Origin of the sequence: Nostoc sp. JL31 (assembly GCF_017114965.1) — a bacterium.
In the GTDB taxonomy this organism is placed as follows: domain Bacteria; phylum Cyanobacteriota; class Cyanobacteriia; order Cyanobacteriales; family Nostocaceae; genus Nostoc; species Nostoc punctiforme_A.
In genome coordinates this window covers 1-19,084 of record NZ_JABXKO010000097.1, presented here as the reverse complement: position 1 = coordinate 19,084, position 19,084 = coordinate 1, and the positions used below count along the sequence as shown (strand labels likewise).

Here is a 19,084-nt window from a genome sequence, read left to right as displayed (position 1 = left end):
AGGCGATTTTAGCATCTGTTACTGCCTAGATTTGTTTATCTTTTTCTTAATTATACTTTATAAAACTACAACTACTTATCCAACTTTTAGATGATTTTATCTTTTCTTAACCATTTTTTATAAAAATATAAATATGTACCTATATATGCAAATTGAAACTCAGTAACCGCTTACAACATAAAGATCCCCGACTTATGTTAGAAGCCGGGGATCTTGATACTATGTTTATTTATACCTGTGATTTAAGTGGAAAATAAAATATTTTATGTGTCCACAATAAAATTACAGTATCAACTAAAACCTTGGTAATTGTTAATAGCTTTGCCACAATTACCAATTACCTGCTTTTAATTGTCATGTAGTGCTATTTAGATTTGGCCTCCAAGTTTTCTAAACGGCTTCTCAATTCCTGATTTTGTTGTTTGAGTTGATCGAAATCTTCACGCAATTGACGCAGGGTTTTTTCTGAACCAATGTTCTTTTGCACCTTGGAAATTTCTTCTTCAGCAGAGCGACGTACACGCCCATCAGCTGTTTGTTCAGCTAGCGATCGCAAAATCCCCACTGCTTTAGGTGTTTCCATTTGTCCTAATGCTGCTGCTACCGACACTTGCGTTAAAAAGAAGCTTTCTTTGGCTAGTTCTGTTAATTTGTCTAAAATCCGTTCCAAATTAGCCGGACTTTGACCGACAGAAATTTTTCCTAAAGCACGAATTGTGGCTAAACGTAGAGGTTGTGGCACACCGATTTTGGTGTATTCTAGCAGCAGATTTAAAGCTGCTTCCGAGGTTTTGAATTCAGCTAAACCGGCGATCGCCCCACTCCGCACGACTTCATTCCAACCCGCCTTTTCTTCTAAAACGCCTTTTAGCAGTTTTAATACCTTGTCTTCCTTGGGTTTTTCTTCCAAGTTTGATGAGGCGATCGCCCCGATAACACGAGAAGCTGCTGCTTCCACGTAATAACTGGGATCGCCCTTTTGCACTAACCCTCTCACAACTTTATAGCTTTCAGCAGTTTTGAATTGAGTAAGTGCTTCCACTACAGATCGTCGCACATAAGCATTTTTATCTTTTAACCCAGCAATTAAGCCATCAAAGGCTTGATCTAAATTGATTTGGGCTAGTTGTTTTGCCACTTCCACCCGCACACCCCACAATGGGTCATTTTTTAGCGATGCAGACAGTGCAATGATAGCTTCTAACCCACCTTTTTTCGCCAAAGCTGCTGCTGCATAACTACGCGAAATCGGGTCAGGATCAAATTCTAACTGTGCTTTTAACTCCGCGATTGGATATTCTAAAGCTACTGTTTTTAGATAATTATTTCCAACATCAAAGCTGATAAATTGGGGTTTATTTTCTAGAGGAAAGTAGAAGCTTTGTTCGCGTTCATTCACCCGGACGGTGAAAGTTTTGAGTGCTGAGAATGAAGTACTGAGTTTTCCATGACTCCCGACTTCTTCCTGTTGGGTATAGCCAAAACCAATAGGTATTTTTAAATCAAACAAATCCTTACTGCCATTTTTACCTTCATCAGCTTGGGTTTGAGTGACTGTAATTTTTGCTAAATTAGCATCTCCATCCCAAGAGTAAGCTACTTTAAAATCGGGATGACCACCACGATAAACGTATTGGTCAAACAGAAACAAAAGATTACGTCCAGTTGCCTTTTCAATCGCCCTGAGTAAGTCTACTGTTTCTACGGTTTTGTGGGCATTATCTTGGACAAATGTTTGAATTGCCTCCCAAAACAACTCATCTCCCAATTGGGCCCGAATCATGTGATAGACACAAGATCCTTTTTCGTAGATGTGGCGATCGTAAAGTTCAATAGCTTCTCGGTAAACGTGCGTTACCATTGGACGGCGATAACGACTGCTATCTTCGCTTAAGTAACGACGAGCTTCCAATAAACGATAGTAAGCTGCTTCTTCTGAACTGTATTCCTGTTCTGTCCACATCACCTCAGAGTAAGAAGCCATCCCTTCTTTAATCCAAGCATGAGACCAATGCTTAATCACCACCAAATCACCAAACCACTGGTGCGCGAGTTCGTGAACGACTAAACTTTCAGTGTTGCGGTTATCTAAGGCGGCACGTTCATCCAGCAAACATCTGTCTGTTAACAGTGTTGTGGAAGTGTTTTCCATGCCGCCAAAGATGAAGTCATCAACACAAACTTGGGCGTATTTCGGAAAAGGATATGGATAACCATACTTTTGGCTCAAAAATTCGATCATTCGGGGAGTTTTTTCCATGCTGCGTTTAGCATCTTCCTCCCGTCCCTTTTCTACATAGTAGGTGACAGCTTTACCGTTCCACTCATCTCGAATTTCAGCAAAATCACCTACTGCTAAAGTCATCAAGTAGGTCGGATGAACTTGTTGCTGTAACCAATGATAGACTTTGTAATCACCATCTTCTGTGGTGTCGATTAATTCGCCGTTGGAAATCGCCACGAGAGGGTTGGGAACGCGGACACGAATTTCCGAAGTAGACAGTTGTCCTGGATAGTCAAAACAGGGGAACCAAAAGCGAGAGTCTTCGTCTTCACCTTGAGTCCAGACTTGAGTAGGCTTGTTTGGGTAGTGCTTATCTGGTTGAATAAAATAAATACCGCGTTGCGGTTTTGCCACGGAGTAGGCGATCGCAATCAGCAAGCGTTTACCAATCTGGGTTGGCTGAGAAAGTTGAATAGAAAGCTGTTCCCCGTCATAGTCAAAATTTTGTGGCACTTCGTCCACCTGCACAGACTCAATATTTAGGTTGACAGCATCCAAAGTCAAACGATCAATACCATTACGGATTGGCAAAAGGCGAATGCTACAACTGCCCTGATAGCTTTGCTTGGGAATATCCAAGCTGAGATCGAGAAAAATATGCTCTACCTGTCCGGGGCGATCGGGGTTGTAGTGTGGTCTTGCTCCCGGTAACTCAAAAGGTTTGTGTCCGTTATTATCTGTATCAAAATAAGACTGCGACATTGATGCTTACTGACCTTGTAATCCTGAAAAGTCTGGCTTGGTTGGATGTAGTTAAGTAAAATAGCGGTGTTTGATGTATTTCCCAAATCAACAGGGCATTATGGAGGTGAGAACTCCCCTTTGGGATTGGGAGATTGAAATTAATCTCACCTGAACTTCCGAAGATCGGCTACCGATCCTGAGATTTTTTCTATATCCCTGCCGCATTTACTTTTCCTGATGTTCTGCACTTTTTGGGCATTGAGTCAAGAGTCTCTTGTACCTCTATAGATTCTCATTAAGTACAAATACTCCTAATTATTTTTATAACTTAGGATAGCTTGCTGCTAAACACGCTACTTTGTTTAAAATGAACAGCATATCATTTACAAATTCGCTCCTCATCTGATTGAAGTATTTTTGAGAGTAATTTTAGACCGCTAATTTATAGGATTACTAATTTTATCAGTAAATACCAACTGGAGTTGAAACTAAATGCAGGGTACCAGTTGTGTAAGAGTAAAATAATCGATTTCTGTCTCCGTAAAAACTCCCATACTGGCGAGTACCTGTCAAAGTCGCTCAGAGAGTACGCTTGTAGATTGATTTTGCGCTTCCCAAATCTTCTTAACTTCTTTAACAAATCGGCGGGCGATCGCTAGCTTGTTTGCTGTATAGATGGACTGGGAGATCCAAGTGCTATAGCAATCTGAAATCATTCGTAAACAATCAGATTCTCAACTTCATAAGAGAAGTCGGGAATCTCAGCCTTGCAATTTTTACAAATCAGATAGGATTGCTATGTATTTAATTTGCAAAAACCCATTTATAGTGAAAATCACTTTTAAGTTGGATGTTTGCTGATTGAGACATGACAGTTAACTGAGAATTTTTATTATTAATATCCGATTCATCATGGATGTCAAAAGCAACAATTTTCTTTGAGTAGGGGGTAGACGTGCAGCTTGCCAACAAGTATGCGGCTGAATCCTTTTGTCATGGGTTAGTCTAGCGATGGATTAGCGGAAATATTATAAATCCGAAAACTCTACAGTGACACTTGTATAAATCTCGGTGACAATCTGAGCAAAAGAGGATAACAAAATGCCTGAAAGTAAATCAAAATTTCTCATTCCTGCTGTTGGTGCTGCTGTCGTTGTCGTTGGAAGTATAGCGGCTTATATGTACTTCAAAGGCTCACCAGGAGGTAGTTTAGACGCTCTAGGCAGTGCTAAAGTAGTACCTTCAACAGCATTGATGGCAACTTATATTACTACTGACTCTGAAGCCTGGGCAAAATTACAGCAGTTTGGCACTCCAGAAGCACAAAAGTTAGTGGCAAAAGGTCTGGAAGATTTCAATAAGCAAATTTTCAGTGACAGTAACGTTTCTTATGAAAAAGACATAAAGCCTTGGGCTGGTAGTGTGATGATTGCTGTACTGCCACCAAATCCTGTAAAACCGGCACAGTTAAAAGTGCCCTCTGGGGCACCTAATATACCAACAAATCTACAGCAGGAATCGAATATCTTGATAGTGGTGGGAATCAAGGACAAACTTAGTGCGTTAAATTTTGCTAACAAATTGAAGTCACAAAAAGGGGTGAAATTACAGGAATCTGACTATCAAGGTCAAAAAATTGTCGAAACTACACAAAATGGCAAGCCGACGTATAGCGTAGTTTTAAATGATAGTCAGTTGGTGTTAGCCCCCGAAAAGCAAGCTATAGAAAAAGCTATTGACACGTTTAAGGGACAGTCTTCTTTTGCCAGTAAAGAAGGTGCTAGCAGCATTCTTAAAGGAGTGAATGTTAAAAACAGCCTCGCTCAAGTTTATGTACCAGACTATGCCGAAATGATACAGCAATTAACTGCTGGAAATCCGCAGGCAAAGCAGTTACCCCCACAAACCCTGACGCAACTGAAGCAGATAAAATCTGTGGTAGCGGGTGTTGGTGTTGATGACGCGGGAGTGCGGGTAAAAGCGATCGCTAATTTAGATCCGCAATTAAATAAATTTCAGTATCAATCAAGTCCTGGGAATATAGTCGGGCAATTTCCTGCTGATACCTTTGCTCTGATTAGCGGAAATGGTATCAGCCGTGGTTGGGAAGTGCTAGTAGAACAGTCAAAAGATTATCCAGAAATGAAGCAAGCTCTGGAACAAGCGCGAGGACAACTGAAATCTGTCAATATAGACCTAGATAAGGATATTTTTGGCTGGATGAATGGGGAATTCGGTTTTGGTGCGATTCCATCAAATCAAGGGATATTAGCGAGTGTTGGTTTTGGAGGTGCTTTAGTATTTGATACTAGCGATCGCAAAACTGCCGAAGCTACCTTGACAAAATTGGATACTTTTGCAAAAACCCAACGAATCAACGTCGCCAACAGAAATATCGGTGGTAAAAACGTAACTGAATGGCAAATACCTCAACAGGGAGCTTTATTAGCACATGGTTGGCTGGATCAAGATACTGTATTTTTAGCTCTTGGTGGCCCAATTGCTGACGCAGTTAGCGATCGCAAAAATCCATCTCTCGACACTAGCGACGCCTTCAAAGCTGTGACTGGTTCTTTGCAAAAGCCTAACGGCGGTTATTTCTACCTGGATATGGATAAAACTAAAACTGTGCCCCTGATCAATAGTTTTGTATCATCTAACGCCGATACTATCACCATCCTAAATTCCATTCGTGGTCTTGGTTTTACCGCTATTAGCCCAGATAAATCCACCAGTGAATTAGAGGTGTTGTTAGCTCTCAAGCCTACTGCAAAATAGGGAATGGGGCATGGGGATTAGGTGACAGGTTACAGGTGATAGGGAATAACCTTTTGGATGCGAGATGGGGAAACTGTTTTAGGTTACAGATGATAGAGAATAACCTTTACCCTCTACCCTATAACCTGTAACCTATTCCCTTCTTCACTCCCCATTCCCCAGAATGTTTTTCAATTTGCATCTAGACTGGCCTCCAGCAACTATGTCATAAGTAGAAAAGGCTGTTAAATGCAAACTGATTTATGACTGCTGCTGTAAACACTAATCCTGGTTTAGCTTCCCGCTTGGTAAATGGCATACTGGCTATCCAGCCTTTAGCTAACCTAGCCAAGCATCAAGCTAGACAAATGATGATTAAACGTGCCGAGAGAATTGGTGTGCCTTGGACGCAAGAAGTCGAAACATTACAAGCGCGTGATTGGAAGGACGATCTAGCTCAAGTACAAAATCCTCAGCTTTCCTACCCAGAATACTATTTGCGGTCATTCCATGCCTACGAAGGTGGAAACCTCAGTTGGAAAGCTGCTTGCGAGTTAGAAGTTGCTGCTCGTACTGTCCATGCTGGAATTTGGCAAGATGCTGGAGCAGAAGGAGATGCTAAACTGCGCCAAAGTTACCATGATATCCTCAAAGCGCAAATCCCCAATCAACCCCAAGACATCATAGATTTGGCCTGTGGTGTGGGTTTGAGTACATTTACCATGCAAGAAATTTATCCTCATGCCAAAATTACAGGGTTAGACTTATCTCCCTATTTTTTAGCAGTTGCCAATTACCGCGCCCAAAAACGTCAAGCTAAAATTAACTGGCTTCATGCTCAAGCAGAATCTACCGGGCTACCTGATGCCTCGTTTGATTTAGTTTCTATTTTCCTGATGTGCCACGAATTACCCCAATCAGCAACCCGACAGATTTTAGCTGAAGTGCGGCGCGTTTTGCGTCCGGGTGGCTACTTGGCAATCATGGATATGAATCCCAAATCTGAAGTTTACAAGAAAATGCCAGCCTACATTTTGACTTTGCTCAAAAGTACTGAACCGTATTTAGATGAATATTTTGCTTTGGACATTGAGCAAGCTATTGTTGAAGCGGGTTTCCAAACTCCCATGATCGCTAACAATACCCACCGTCACCGTACAGCGATCGCTCAGGTGAGTGGTTGATTTATCTCTACTGTTGTGGGCAGCAATACCACCCTTGCTGCTGCTAGGCTACTACTACTGTCGGATGCCATTTGCCCCACCTCTGTTAAAGTTACTGATGTTCTTTATCATTGGGGCAATATCTGGTTTTTTAGCCCTTAAACTTGAATGGGATTTTGAAATTGTAGCGAACTCTTTCGTAGACTGGCATCAGATTAAGCGATGTCTGGCGACAAGCTGCTTCGCATCTACGCTTCTTGGTACAGCCTTACGGCAACTTGTGGAAATAGGCCCAATTGAAGAAGGCTGCAAGTTGGCTGCGGTTGTTATCCCAACTTACTATCTGCAACGCAAGTATCGATTACTTCACTCTAGCGTTTTCCTCTTCATGATCGCTGTTGCCCTTGGATTCACTGCTGAAGAGAACTGGATTTACTTTTTCCACGGTACAGCATCGGTTTTTGAACGTACTATCGGCACGCCAGTCCATGCGATGTTTTCTGCACCTTGGGGATATGCATTAGGAACCTATATTTCCTCTAAAAATCGGTTAAATCGAGATAAAAAGTTTATTTTTAGGGCTTGGCTAAATTCTGTCATCTGTCATGCCCTAGTGAATGTCCTATCTAGTGCTTGGGGTTATTCATTACCCTTACGTTTCCTAAGTTACGGTTTATTTCCGTTTCTGTTGTGGATGTTTTGGCGGCTGGAACAATTACTGCGAAAAGTGCAAGGTAAACCTGTAATTACCTTGATTTCAGACCGTACAATCCAGCGCCGTTACTGGCAGAGGAGTTTAGTGCTGTTTGCCCTCGTGCTGGGTGGAAATGCTATTTTTGGGCTGTTTCTCTTAGTTAGGAAAATTAGTCCTTTGAGTCCGTCAAAGTTTTTTGACACTTATATTTTGTGGTTTATATTTAGTCGTTTTTTACTAAATCTCTTTTTTGGAGTTTTAGCGTGGGGCATTTATCGCTATTTGCGACATTCCGCCCGTCGTCGGTATTTTTAAAATATGATTTAGGAAAAGGTTAGGCGGTTTCTATGCAAACAACTCCAGTGCGTTGGACGACTACTGACCTAGAGCTATTTGCTAGCGATTCTCGTTCCGAGACACTTCGTGAACGTAGAAATCGCTATGAGATTATTGATGGAGAACTATTTGTGACTAAATCACTTAGTTAGGATCATCAATCAAGTTGTGGCAATATTGTTACAGTTCTTAATAATTGGTCAGATAAAACTGGTTTAGGTAAAGCTGCGATCGCACCTGGAATTATTTTCTCGGATTTGGACAATGTGATCCCTGATGTGGTGTGGGCAAGTCATGAACGCTTAAAATACTTGCTAGATGAAGCTGGACATCTTACGGGCGCACCAGAGTTAGTGGTAGAGGTTTTGTCACCCGGCGAAAAAAACGAGAAACGTGACAGGGAAACAAATCTAAAGCTGTACTCGGTGCAAGGGGTTCAGGAATATTGGATTTGCGATTCTGTACAAAAGAAAGTTGAGGTTTATCGACGCGAACAGGCTGTATTAAAGTTAGCAGCTACTTTATTTAGTCAAGATGAATTGACAAGTCCTTTGCTACCTGGTTTTAACTGCTTAGTGAGTAAACTTTTTTAGTTGGACATTGGGCATTGGGCATTGGGCATTGGGATGAGATAAATTCCCTATGTCCTATGCCTAAATTTACAATTACCTAAACCCTTGCTAATACTGGTTGATTCAGGGCTGCACTGGCTGAATCTGATTCAGACTCCGTACAGTAGATTTCACAGGAGTTATTGGGACTTTCAATCAGTTTCACTTTGTAAAGTTTAGCTCCCAATTCCTCAATAGGCGATCGCACTAAATTACTAATGTAAAGTGCGATATTTTCAGCAGTAGGTACAACTTCGGCAAAGTAGGGAATATCTTTGTTTAAAAATGTGTGATCGAATGGCTCTAACACATAATCTTCTACCACTTGATTCAGGGCACCTAAATCAATAATCATGCCAGTACGTGGGTCAATTTTACCTTTGACAGTGACTTCTAGATGGTAGTTGTGTCCGTGACCGTTAGGACGAGCGCACTTACCATAAATCTCAGTGTTTTCTTCGTTACTGAGGTTAGGATGAGCTAGCCGATGGGCGGCGCTAAAGTGAGTACTGATGGTGAGGTAGGCTTCCATTGCGTTTCCCATATAATCTGCCCAAAGTTCAGGATGTTCAAATAACTGCACACGCACTAGAGGCAAATGAGGTGCTAGGCGCTGCCAGATAATCCGTGCAATATTCTCAGTCGTAGGCAGAGTTTGTTCAAATTCTGCCCACACATCATTGAGATAAGAGAAGTCCAATTGACTGGTAACTTCCTGTTTAATTACGTGTTTCACATCAGACAAGTTCAACACCATGCCATATTCATCCAATTCCCCAGCTAGGGAGATAAATAAGACATAGTTATGTCCGTGCCCTGGAAATCTAGTACCAGCACCAAATTTCTCAATATTCTCGGCTTCACTCAGTTCTGGCAACCAATAACGATGACTTGCTGAAAACTGGGCGCGGCGATTAACAATACATGGCATGAGTACACTATGAGCAGAATTTAAAATTTCTTAACCTTTTTCTATTTCCAGCATAAACTAATTTCTTAGTCATTAGTCATTCGTCCTTAGTCATCTAGCGCAATTTACCCATGCCCAATGCCCAATGCCCAATGCCCCATGCTCAATGCCAATAATTATGTAACAGATGCTTGTGCCTCACAGTGTAATCTTGTAGCTATGCGGAATAGTTCATGACCTGTGTGTAAATAACGCTCATCGTAGTTCAAAGGAAAATAACCTAATTCATCGAGTCCATCTGCTACTTGGTCGAGGCTGTAGTAAAGGTGAGCCGCTGTTCTTGCGAGACTAGGGGGATTTGGCAGGGAGCGAAAAGTAGTTTGTGCCTGCTTGAGGTCATCTCGACAGGTTTTTAAGTATTCTTGAAATTCATCTAACAACTCGTCATCAAAGGGATCGGCAGCTAATTGCTCCATTTGTTCTTCTAAAGAATAAAGAATCGTACAAAGCAAGTGATTTACTGGTTGGTAAACTTGACGCAGCCATTCTTCAACTTGCTCGTCAACATCCCGTCCAGTTTTTCGTCTTGTCTGGTAATGGTTTTGCGCTGATGCTGTACGCTGTTGGCGATCGCTATTTAATTTTTGGGAGTCATCTTGCAGTTCTTGGTCATAATTACGGCGATTTTGGTTGTCGCCTAAAACTTCATAGGCTGCATTGATGCGGATAATTTGCTCGCGATCGGCTGTTTCCTGATTACTGTCAGGATGAAACAACTTAACCAAGCGGCGATAAGCTTGCTTAATCTCCGCAAGGCTTGCACTTGGACTAACTTTGAGAGTTTCGTAATGGTTAGAAACGTGCTTAGAATTGACCATTAATTCAATGTATCGTTAACTGACGCTAGTGGCTAACCTTGCCTCCAGGTCTTGGAACAACGGTGTACTCAAATACCTTTCACCAAAGCTAGGCTGAATCATCACAATTAAACGTCCCTTATTTTCTTGACGTTGGGCAACGCGAATTGCTGCACATAAAGCTGCTCCACTGGAAATGCCAGATAGTAGTCCTTCTTCTTTTGCCAAACGCCGACTATAAGCGATCGCTTCTTCATCGGTGACGGTAATCACTTCATCAATCAATTTTATCTTGAGTACTTGAGGAATAAACCCAGCACCAATTCCCTGGATTTTGTGGGGCCCTGGTCGTCCCCCAGATAAAACTGGGCTATTGGCAGGTTCAACTGCGATCGCTTTAGAACTAGGCTTGCGTGCTTTAATTACTTCTGCTACACCAGTGATCGTACCACCTGTACCCACTCCCGCCACAATGATATCTACTTGTCCATCGGTATCTTCCCAGATTTCCAAGGCTGTAGTTTCCCGATGCATTTTTGCATTAGCTGGATTGCGGAACTGCTGCAACATATAGGTACTTGGTGTAGTATTAACTATTTGCTGCGCTCGTTGAATTGCCCCACTCATGCCTTCCATTCCTGGTGTTAGTTCCAGTTCTGCTCCGTATGCTCGCAACATTGCCCGACGCTCTCCACTCATCGTCTCTGGCATTGTCAAAATTAATCGATAACCCTTAGCTGCTGCTGCCATCGCTAGGGCAATTCCGGTGTTTCCAGAAGTGGGTTCTACCAATACTGTCTTCCCAGGAGTAATTAGCCCTTCCTCCTCTGCGGTATTAATCATACTTACCCCAATCCGGTCTTTGACTGATGCCGATGGGTTCATACTTTCCAGTTTCACCACAATTTCTGCAACACATCCTTCTGTTTGAAGAATGCGGTTCAACTGCACTAAAGGAGTACGACCAACCAGTTCTGTAATGTTACGAGCTATTCGCATAAATTAGTCCTTAATTATTAATTATTTGTTATTGGTCATTAGTCATCAAAAAATGACAAATGACTCTTGACTAAATGTAGTACATGATATCTAATTGCCGCAGCGAATCTCGTTTTTCACAAAGATCCTGGAGCGTATATTTTTGCAAGACTGAATTTGCCGCGCGGCTTGCTTCTTGCCAAATTTCTTCTATAACTGAACTGTCTATACTTTTGGAATTAACGTTTTCTTCACCAGCCCGCGCCTCTAAGCCTTCTAAACATTCCAAAATCTCAAAAAGGATGATTTTTCGGGGTTCTCGCGTTAACAGATAGCCACCTTTTGACCCACGTTGACTTTTAACTATACCGCCACGCCTCAAGGTTGCTAGTAGCTGTTCCAGATAGCGATCGGGTATGTTTTGTTGTGCTGCAATTTGTCGAATTTGCAGTGGTTCGCCGCTTTCGTAATGAGCGGCCATCTCTAATAAGGCGAGAATTGCGTATTCCGATTTACAGGATAGTTCCACAAGCAGCAATAAGTTAGGGATTAGGAATTAAGAGTTAAGAGTTAAGAGTTAGGAGTTAAGAGTTATTCAATTAACCTCTATTAGAAAAGTTCCCTCAGAAAAAGTTGCTCACGGCGTAAGTTACTTATAGAGTGGGTATTACAATGACCACCCTACTCTGAGCTATTCATATAAAACCCGCCATAACTCATAACTTCTAACTCACAACTCCTAACTTTTCTAGTATACTCCGGTTAATTACTGGGGATTATCCATTGCTGCTACTGAAAACAAAAAACCCCGCCTAATGGCGGGGAGAAATAGAGTTCAAAATTGTCAGTGGATAATCAACACTCTAGAAGGTGAAAGTAGTTCTGAGCGTACCGATAATAGCATCATCGTTATCGCTGTTTTGACCAGGAGAGGTCAACCAGATTACACCAGGGGTTACAGAGATGTTATCCGACACACGATACTTGTAGAAACCTTCAAAGTGGTAGGGTATATCATTGTTCCCACCAAAACCTGGGCGGTTAAAGGAATAGGGTTCTGCACCAGCAAAAACACCTAAAACGTTACCCTTTTTACCGAAATCAGGTAAGGCTACGCCTACACCGTAACTCCAAGCTTCATAATCATCACCTGCACCGACACCTGTTACGTCATGGTAAGAGACGAAGCCACTAATGGACAGTTTGTCGCTGGGTCTAAACGCAGCCGACACACCGTAGGAGTTGCTGCTAGATGGGGTTACACCTCCTGCATTACCTAAAAAGTTAGCTTGTCCAGTACCGACATCAAAACCTCCAGTATTTCCGTCTGTACCAGAGTCGAATAAAGCACCACTAGCGCTATATCCGTGGACGTAGGTAGCAGCTACAGCCACGCGATCGCCTACACTAAAGTTCAACTGTCCTAAAGCGGCATAGTCGCCGTTGGTCAGACCTGAACTAAGAGCAGGATCGTTAGCTTGTGATGCCAAGTAACCCGCAGTGATTGAGCTATTTCCTAAAAGACCGCCACCTTTACCAAGGGGCAGATTGAGCGCTATACCTGCACCACCACCAATCCGATAGATGGGACTTTCAGTAGCAAAGGTAGATAAAGCGCCGTTACCGCCGTCAGTGTTGTCAAAAAAGTAAGGGTTATTGACAGCAGCATAATGGCTATGCCGTCCGCCACTAGCAGCGAGATAAACTTGGGCTGGACCTATAGGAGCTTCATAGGTCAAACGGTCTATCCTTACAGCATTGTTACCACTGCTACCAATTTCAAAGGTTTGTGTGCCTTCAGCAGTACCGATGGGATTATTAGCGTTATCAAGTTGTGTAAAGGCTGTTGCATTACCAGCAGCAAGACGGGTATGTAAAACGTCTCTACCAGTGAAGCTGGTTTGCAAGTCCAAACGTACCCGATCTTGGAAGACAGTATTGTTGTTGTCACCAGTGTTACCTCCAAACACATCAGTAACTGCAAAAATTGCTTCACCGACTAGTTTTGTGGTGGTGGAGAACTGATTCGCTTCCAATTCAGCAGTCCGCGCTTCTAAGGAATCTACGCGACCGCGTAGGGTAGCCAATTCTGCGGAAAATTCTTCTTGTAACCGTTGTAACGTAGCTAAATCTTGTTTAGTTACCAAGTCAGCTGTTGCTGTGGCAATCAATTCGTTAACCCGATCCAAACAGGCATTTAAACCAGCGGCAAATTCATAACGGGTCAAAGCACGATTACCGCGATAAGTCGCATTTGGATAACCTGCAATACAACCATAGCGCTCAACCAAGGACTGCAATGCTTGGAATGCCCAGTCAGTAGGTTGTACATCGGAAAATTGAGAAACCGATGTTACTTGAGACTGAGAATTACCTTGGTTGCCTTCGTTGCTGTAGCGATTAACTTGATCTATGGTTGTTTGAGCCAATATTTCTGGCTGTTGGGCAACTTGGGTTACACCTAGTTGTTTGGCTGATGATACTTCTGTGGTTGTGCTTGGGGCCGCCATTGCTGTTGCCGAAACTAACAATGTTGCTCCCAAAACTGCTGGGCTAACCACTAAGGATTTCCATAATAGATTAGACATCTTCACTTTACTCCTCACACCTTGTTTAGATAATTGGTTTCGTTACACCTAATTCTCGAAAATGCGACATCTCATTGAAACCTATGGATGAGGCATAGTTGGCACTACTACAATTTTAGTTTTTGCAAAGCTAAATAAACAATTAACTTGGGGTTAAAAACTTATGTGATTAACTTATGCAAAAACATATCTTTATATCATAACATTATAAAACATCTGATCTAGATGGCAAGATTGCAGCGATCGCCTTAATAACTGTCACACATACTTATCTAAATATCTAAGTAGGGAGTAGGGTTTGGGTCATTCGCTCTCTACGCAGGCTAAATTGCTGAAAGCTTTAGACACTTAGCCGTTTGCCATCAAAAATTGCTTCTTTCACTTACCCCTCGTATAAATCTCACGCCAGTTAGAACACACTGGTTCGGCATACAAACTGTATATCGCAGTAACTTCCTGTAGTCTGGCACAAGATGTTAGAAGAAATCAGCTAGTTGATCTGGGAAATCACCCGTGCTACATCAAAGTCTGTCTGGGTCAATCCGCCTGCATCATGTGTTGTAAGTGTAATCTTCACTTTATTGTAGGAAATCTCTATATCTGGATGATGTGCGGCTGATTCAGCCGGCTCAACTAGTTTATTGACAAACTCAATTGCTCCAATAAAGTCTTTAAATGTGCGGGTAGTTTGCAACTTGGAGTCTTTAACAGTCCAATCTGACAAAACCTTTGCCTGTTTTTGAATTTCTGCTTCGGTGAGTAGTTGTGGCATATCAAGAAATTCCTACCTATATATTTGTTACAACATTTTGCATCTGACAAAGGCAAACCCCTTTTATTCTCCACACAGAAAGTATGGTAGGATAAATTTAAGCCACAATGCGTATGTCTAGATTTAAATCAAACTTGGCAGATAGACGCTATTTATCACGTTTGGTCATACTCCAAGGTTTAACGCAAGATATTTATGATGTTTTTTAAGAAAACTTAAATAGGTTGCCTTTCTTCCTGGCAGCCATCGCTATCTATCTTTATAAACAGTAAGCATTAATAAAACAAAAATTACCTATAAAAAACTATCCGCCCTGATTTAGATCGGATGATCTAAGTCAGAGCGGTCTAGCGGGTCTTCAGGTTGCAACCAGACTGCCGGAAGGAACTCCGAGCTTGCCTAGCTACTTGAGCTAACTTAGTATCTCAAAGATGACTAAGGCTAACTTTTAGAGAACAGCCCCGGCGCGCAGCCGACTAACTGCAACCTGATGACCCATGCATTTACTACTTTCTATCATGGGCATCACCTCCTTATTGCCTAAGCGGTCTTAGTTTCAAAAGGGCAGAGGATTTACTCTGGGTTCATAACCTTTACCTAACATAACATATAAATTTAGAGATATTAACCATATATAGAAAAAATCTCCCACCTCTTTGATGGGAGACTACTGGATAATAGTGAAAATTGACAATTTATTGGCTGATTACAAGGAGATTATTTTATCTGGGTGTGTCAATTTTCGCCAAGCACAACCCTAATTCAGGTCATGGTCAAATTTGAATTCTTAGAGAGCGTTACCGCGAGGTAGAACTTCTTCAGGGAATACAAATTGTTCGTGTGGTTGATCTTGAGGAGCCATCCAAGCGCGGATACCCTCGTTCAGCAAAATGTTTTTGGTATAGAAGGTTTCAAACTCAGGGTCTTCCGCCGCCCGTAATTCTTGGGAAACGAAATCATAAGCTCGTAGGTTGAGTGCTAAACCGACGATGCCGACGGCGCTCATCCACAAGCCTGTGACTGGCACGAACAACATAAAGAAGTGCAACCAGCGCTTGTTGGAGAAAGCAATCCCGAAAATCTGTGACCAGAAACGGTTTGCCGTCACCATTGAGTAGGTTTCTTCCGACTGGGTTGGATTGAAGGCGCGGAAGGTGTTAGCACCATCACCATCTTCAAACAAGGTATTTTCTACTGTCGCACCATGAATGGCGCACAATAAAGCACCACCCAATACACCCGCAACACCCATCATGTGGAAGGGGTTGAGTGTCCAGTTGTGGAACCCTTGCAGGAATAGTAGGAATCGGAAAATTGCAGCCACCCCAAAGCTGGGTGCAAAGAACCAGCTTGATTGTCCCAAGGGGTACATCAGGAATACGCTGACGAATACTGCAATCGGAGCTGAGAAGGCGAGGGCGTTGTAAGGACGTATCCCTACTAGACGCGCAATTTCAAATTGCCGCAACATGAACCCAATCAAACCGAAGGCTCCGTGTAGGGCAACGAATGGCCACAAACCACCTAGTTGGAACCAACGGGTGAGGTCGCCTTGGGCTTCTGGTCCCCACAACAGCAATAGGGAATGTCCCATGCTGTCGGCGGGGGTGGATACTGCCACTGTCAGGAAGTTAGCACCTTCTAAGTAGGAGGAGGCTAATCCGTGGGTGTACCAAGAGGTGACGAAGGTGGTGCCGGTCAGCCAACCGCCTAGTGCTAGGAAGGCGCAGGGGAATAATAGTATCCCTGACCAACCTACGAATACGAAGCGATCGCGCTTGAGCCAGTCGTCGAGAACGTCAAACCACCCTCTACTAGGGGCACGTCCAACTGCGATGGTCATTAGAGCAAATCTCCAAATGTTTATAAGTACAGGTTGTATCTGTATTATAGACGGCCATATAAAAGCCTTCCATAAGCAGAAAGTTAACCAGGTTGTTAACCAAGTTTACAATTTTTTACACACCTTTAATAATATTAGGTGTAAATCGCTAATTTTTCTAGGGGTTTTGTCATAAAAATTAATTTTTGATTCAGACGAGGTAGATAAAGCAGGGGAGCAAGAGGCGAAAGAGGTAATTTGAATTCTCCCCCTTGCTCCCTGCACCCTGCCCCTCTGCCTCTTCCAATACCCATTTCCCTAGAATCAGTCAGCTGACGCTAAAATGAGTCCACAGTTAAATTTGATTATTGCTAAATGTTTACCATCGATTTAAGCATCAGAAACACTGCTTTCCCAATCTCAGTACAACGTAAGTCAGCAGAGGATGCTGAGGCTGTCTATCAGCTAATTTTGGCAGCAATCCGTTCTGGGAACCCTGACATTGTAGAACTCAAGTGCGAAGGCAAGACAGAGAAAAAAATTGCTGTCCGCGCTAGTGAAATTTCTGGGGTGCAGATTGTTCAGAAAGATGGTACAACCCCTGGTGGTGGCAGACCACCTGGCTTTTTCGCTGTAGCTGCTGAGTAACCAAGGTTGACAAATGGCTCAAGTGGGCATTCAGGTCAAGGATTTAAATTTCAGTTGGCCTAATGGAGAGAAAGTTATCAAATCTTGCTCTTTAGAAGTACCCAAGGGTGAGTTTTGGATGCTCTTGGGTACAAATGGCAGTGGAAAATCTACTTTACTGAGACTGCTGGCGGGGTTATTAGCTCCTGAATCTGGCGAAATTCGGCTTTTGCAACCCGTTGGCTTTGTCTTCCAAAATCCAGATCATCAACTGGTGATGCCAACAGTTGGTGCTGATGTGGCTTTTGGATTGGTGGAAGAAAAGTTGCCACCTGCTGCTACCAGAGCCAGGGTTGAGGAGGCGTTAGGAGCGGTGAATTTGCTTACTTTGCAACGACGCCCTATCTATGCACTCTCTGGGGGACAGAAACAGCGAGTCGCGATCGCTGGTGCGATCGCCCGTCGCTGTGAAGTTTTATTATTAGATGAACCCACTGCCTTACTAGATCCAGATAGCCAGTTGGATTTAGTTGCTGGTGTCCGTCGCCTTGTCAAAAGTCGAGGTATTACAGCTCTTTGGGTAACACATCGATTAGATGAGTTAAATTACTGTGACGGCGCTTTCTTGCTAGAAAAAGGCTCTTTGGTTGATAGTGGTGAAGCCCAACGTCTCAAACAACGTCTGATGGAGGTACACAGCGAAGCCTCTTAATTCAGTGCTGTTAGCGATAGCGGGGCGTTTAGCCCGTGCTGAGTAATGAGTGCTGAGTGAATAAGTAAAATTCATTGTACTTAGCACTCCTGAATACTACTAAGAAAGAACTGTAACGCGCCTTTATTTAAAAGGCGCGTTTTAAGTTGGTGCGTCTATCTGAGGTTTGAGTTTTGTAAGGTTGCCGTATTTTTTATTCTGTGTAGCATAGTGTTACAGACTATGCATCAATTATTATAAAACTTATGAATGAATTTTGTTAACTCTAGAAAATTGTGATTAAAAACCATGCCCCGTTCCTTACTCCAAGCCGTTTTGTTAGTGGACGGCTACAATATCATAGGCGCTTGGCCTTGCCTTAAAAAAACGCGTGATAGCGTTGGACTAGAGGCTGCACGGGGCGAACTTGTGGAAGCGATGACTGGTTATAGTGCGTTTCAAGGTTACACAACTCAGATAGTTTTTGATGCTCAATATCAGAATAGCTCTAGTAATAAAGAAATTATTACTGAGCTTTTATCTGTTTATTACACTGATTTTGGGCAAACAGCAGATACTTATATTGAAAAATCCTGCGCTTCTTTTCGCCACCAAATAGCCCAATCTTTGATTTCGCGTGTGATTGTTGCTACATCAGATCGGGCACAGCAATTGATGATCCAAGGATATGGGGCTGAATGGTTGTCAGCACAGCAACTCTGTGGGGAAGTGGAAACCACTGTTTGCCGAATGCGACAAAAGTATCATACGCGCAAACAATCTAAGAGTCGGTTTTTAGCTAATGCCATTGATGCTAAGGCGCGGCAGCGTCTGGCTGAATTACGAATGGGATTACAGTAGATATTTAGTATCTCAGAGTCTCTGCTTAAGTTCTTGAATCGATTTTGGCTGCAAAAATTCTCTAAATTAAGTTTCTAAAAAAAATATTGGCGAAAGTACTTGCCAAATACTATTTTTAGCCCTAATATTATAAATCGTGAGTGGTCCTCAGTAGCTCAGTGGTAGAGCGATCGACTGTTAATCGATTGGTCGCTGGTTCGAATCCAGCCTGGGGAGTTTATCAATTTTGGATTTTAAATTTTGGATTCTAGATTATCCATCAGAGACTTATGGTCGCTTGACTCGACTGTGACGTTTCTGAATCATGGGTCTTTTGGTGCTTGTCCTAAACAAGTGCTGGAATTTCAACAACGTTTGCGATCGCAGATCGAACATGAACCTATCCCACTAATACCGAAATATGGTAATCTACTTCTCGTATGAGAGGGGTGTATCTGTGTATGGCTGGG

General features: G+C 42.6%; 14 protein-coding genes, 1 tRNA gene and 2 pseudogenes. 9 read left to right on the top strand and 8 right to left on the bottom strand.

Features of this window, described 5'->3' with window-relative positions; genetic code table 11:
* Window positions 1–364: 364 nt before the first annotated feature.
* Complete coding sequence (locus tag HWQ43_RS23515; RefSeq protein WP_292738397.1) at window positions 365–2,986, bottom strand: M1 family metallopeptidase; 2,622 nt, start codon at window positions 2,984–2,986, stop codon at window positions 365–367.
* 1,083 nt (window positions 2,987–4,069) lie between these two features.
* On the opposite strand from HWQ43_RS23515, the gene HWQ43_RS23510 reads away from it, so the two are divergent.
* The 4 genes and pseudogenes from HWQ43_RS23510 (at window position 4,070) to HWQ43_RS23495 (ending at window position 8,511) form a co-directional block, all read left to right on the top strand.
* On the top strand, window positions 4,070–5,746 hold the full coding sequence (locus tag HWQ43_RS23510) for a DUF3352 domain-containing protein (RefSeq protein ID WP_292738396.1): 1,677 nt from the start codon (window positions 4,070–4,072) through the stop codon (window positions 5,744–5,746).
* 242 nt (window positions 5,747–5,988) lie between these two features.
* Window positions 5,989–6,909 (top strand): class I SAM-dependent methyltransferase, encoded by a 921-nt coding sequence (locus tag HWQ43_RS23505; RefSeq protein WP_292738395.1) that lies wholly within the window; start codon window positions 5,989–5,991, stop codon window positions 6,907–6,909.
* Window positions 6,902–7,897 (top strand): PrsW family glutamic-type intramembrane protease, encoded by a 996-nt coding sequence (locus tag HWQ43_RS23500; protein ID WP_292738394.1) that lies wholly within the window; start codon window positions 6,902–6,904, stop codon window positions 7,895–7,897. The genes HWQ43_RS23505 and HWQ43_RS23500 overlap by 8 nt, the downstream gene beginning before the upstream one ends.
* A gap of 32 nt (window positions 7,898–7,929) precedes the next feature.
* Window positions 7,930–8,511, top strand: a pseudogene (locus tag HWQ43_RS23495) (Uma2 family endonuclease).
* Between the two features lie 76 nt (window positions 8,512–8,587).
* Here the strand turns inward: HWQ43_RS23495 and HWQ43_RS23490 are convergent.
* The 7 genes from HWQ43_RS23490 to psbD form a co-directional block, all read right to left on the bottom strand.
* Entirely contained in the window at window positions 8,588–9,460 is an 873-nt protein-coding gene (locus HWQ43_RS23490) for a 6-carboxytetrahydropterin synthase (RefSeq protein ID WP_292738393.1), read from the bottom strand.
* Window positions 9,461–9,615: 155 nt separating this feature from the next.
* Complete coding sequence (locus HWQ43_RS23485) at window positions 9,616–10,317, bottom strand: J domain-containing protein (protein WP_292738392.1); 702 nt, start codon at window positions 10,315–10,317, stop codon at window positions 9,616–9,618.
* 15 nt (window positions 10,318–10,332) lie between these two features.
* Entirely contained in the window at window positions 10,333–11,295 is a 963-nt protein-coding gene (gene cysK / locus HWQ43_RS23480) for a cysteine synthase A (RefSeq protein ID WP_292738391.1), read from the bottom strand.
* A 70-nt stretch (window positions 11,296–11,365) separates the two neighbouring features.
* The gene (locus tag HWQ43_RS23475; protein ID WP_099101920.1) at window positions 11,366–11,803 is read right to left on the bottom strand and encodes an Rrf2 family transcriptional regulator; all 438 of its coding nucleotides are present in this window, start codon (window positions 11,801–11,803) and stop codon (window positions 11,366–11,368) included.
* 334 nt (window positions 11,804–12,137) lie between these two features.
* Window positions 12,138–13,862 (bottom strand): iron uptake porin, encoded by a 1,725-nt coding sequence (locus HWQ43_RS23470; RefSeq protein ID WP_292738390.1) that lies wholly within the window; start codon window positions 13,860–13,862, stop codon window positions 12,138–12,140.
* A 490-nt stretch (window positions 13,863–14,352) separates the two neighbouring features.
* A complete protein-coding gene (locus tag HWQ43_RS23465) occupies window positions 14,353–14,634 on the bottom strand; it encodes a 4a-hydroxytetrahydrobiopterin dehydratase (protein ID WP_292738389.1) in 282 nt (93 codons plus the stop codon).
* A gap of 787 nt (window positions 14,635–15,421) precedes the next feature.
* On the bottom strand, window positions 15,422–16,477 hold the full coding sequence (psbD, locus tag HWQ43_RS23460) for a photosystem II D2 protein (photosystem q(a) protein) (RefSeq protein ID WP_012409998.1): 1,056 nt from the start codon (window positions 16,475–16,477) through the stop codon (window positions 15,422–15,424).
* A 354-nt stretch (window positions 16,478–16,831) separates the two neighbouring features.
* Here psbD and HWQ43_RS23455 point away from each other — a divergent pair, with 354 nt between their 5' ends.
* From HWQ43_RS23455 to HWQ43_RS23435, 5 genes and pseudogenes are all read left to right on the top strand, one after another.
* Window positions 16,832–17,104: a hypothetical protein gene (locus HWQ43_RS23455; protein WP_012410874.1), complete on the top strand. Its 273-nt coding sequence runs from the start codon at window positions 16,832–16,834 to the stop codon at window positions 17,102–17,104.
* A gap of 13 nt (window positions 17,105–17,117) precedes the next feature.
* Window positions 17,118–17,795 carry an ABC transporter ATP-binding protein gene (locus HWQ43_RS23450; RefSeq protein WP_292738388.1) on the top strand — a complete coding sequence of 226 codons (678 nt, stop codon included), beginning with the start codon at window positions 17,118–17,120 and terminating at the stop codon, window positions 17,793–17,795.
* A 288-nt stretch (window positions 17,796–18,083) separates the two neighbouring features.
* A complete protein-coding gene (locus tag HWQ43_RS23445) occupies window positions 18,084–18,635 on the top strand; it encodes an NYN domain-containing protein (RefSeq protein ID WP_094352149.1) in 552 nt (183 codons plus the stop codon).
* Between the two features lie 144 nt (window positions 18,636–18,779).
* Window positions 18,780–18,851 (top strand) — tRNA-Asn (locus HWQ43_RS23440).
* A 24-nt stretch (window positions 18,852–18,875) separates the two neighbouring features.
* A pseudogene (locus HWQ43_RS23435) lies at window positions 18,876–19,019 on the top strand (aminotransferase); the annotation flags it as partial.
* Window positions 19,020–19,084: the final 65 nt, after the last annotated feature.